General features: G+C 67.4%; 1 protein-coding gene. It reads right to left on the bottom strand.

Annotated features, from left to right (window positions below; all coding sequences use genetic code 11):
* Positions 1-1,095, bottom strand: a 1,095-nt coding sequence (locus AZG88_RS31925; protein WP_156517670.1) for a molybdopterin-dependent oxidoreductase, incomplete at both ends; no start/stop codon positions are given.

Below are 1,095 nucleotides of genomic sequence, written 5' to 3' on the forward strand. Positions count from 1 at the left end.
GTCGGTGCGGCCCAACGAGGGCAGGATCAGCGCGGTCCGCCCGGTCACCAGGTGGGAGCGGTTCAGTTTCGTCGACACCTGCACCGTCAGCGCGCACCCGCGCAGCGCGGCCTCGGTGGTCTCGGTGTCCGGGGTCGCCGAGACGAAGTTGCCGCCCATTCCGAGGAACACCGACGCCTTCCCGTCCCGCATCGCCCGAATCGAGTCGACCGCGTCCAGGCCGTGCTCCCGCGGTGACCGGATTCCGAATTCGGCGTCCAGCGCGGTCAGGAACGATTCGGGCATCTTCTCCCAGATGCCCATCGTCCGGTCGCCCTGCACGTTCGAGTGCCCGCGGACCGGGCACACCCCGGCCCCGGGTTTGCCGATCATCCCCTGCAACAGCAGCAGGTTCACCGCGTCCTGGATGGTCGCGACCCCGTGCGTCTGCTGGGTCAACCCCATCGCCCAGCAGATGATGGTCTTCTTCGAGGAGATCAACGCGTCCGCCGTCTGCTGGATCTGCGCGAGGGTCAGCCCGGTCGCCGCCGCCACCGTGCCCAGATCGACCTGCCGCAGATGCGCCGCGCACTCCTCGAAGCCTGCGGTGTGCCGGTCGATGAAGTCCCGGTCCAGCACCGTCCCGGGATTGCGGTCCTCCGCCTCGAGCAGCAACCGGCCCACACCCTGGAACAGGGCCTGGTCGCCGCCGATCCGGATCTGCAGGAACTCGTCCGCGATCTGCACACCGTCCCCGACCACACCGTGCACCTTCTGCGGATCCTTGAACCGCATCAACCCGGCCTCCGGCAGCGGGTTGATCGCGATCACCTTCGCCCCATTCGCTTTCGCCTTCTCCAGGGTCGAGAGCATCCGCGGGTGGTTGGTGCCCGGGTTCTGCCCGGCGATCAGGATCAGGTCGGCGTTCTCGAGGTCGGGAACCGACACCGACCCCTTCCCGATCCCGATCGTCTCCACCAACGCACTACCCGACGATTCGTGGCACATGTTCGAGCAGTCCGGGAGGTTGTTCGTCCCGAACGCCCGGATCATCAACTGGTACACGAACGCCGCTTCATTGCTGGTGCGCCCGGACGTGTAGAACACCGCCTCGTG

Source organism: Rhodococcus sp. LB1, from assembly GCF_001583455.1.
GTDB lineage: Bacteria > Actinomycetota > Actinomycetes > Mycobacteriales > Mycobacteriaceae > Rhodococcus_F > Rhodococcus_F opacus.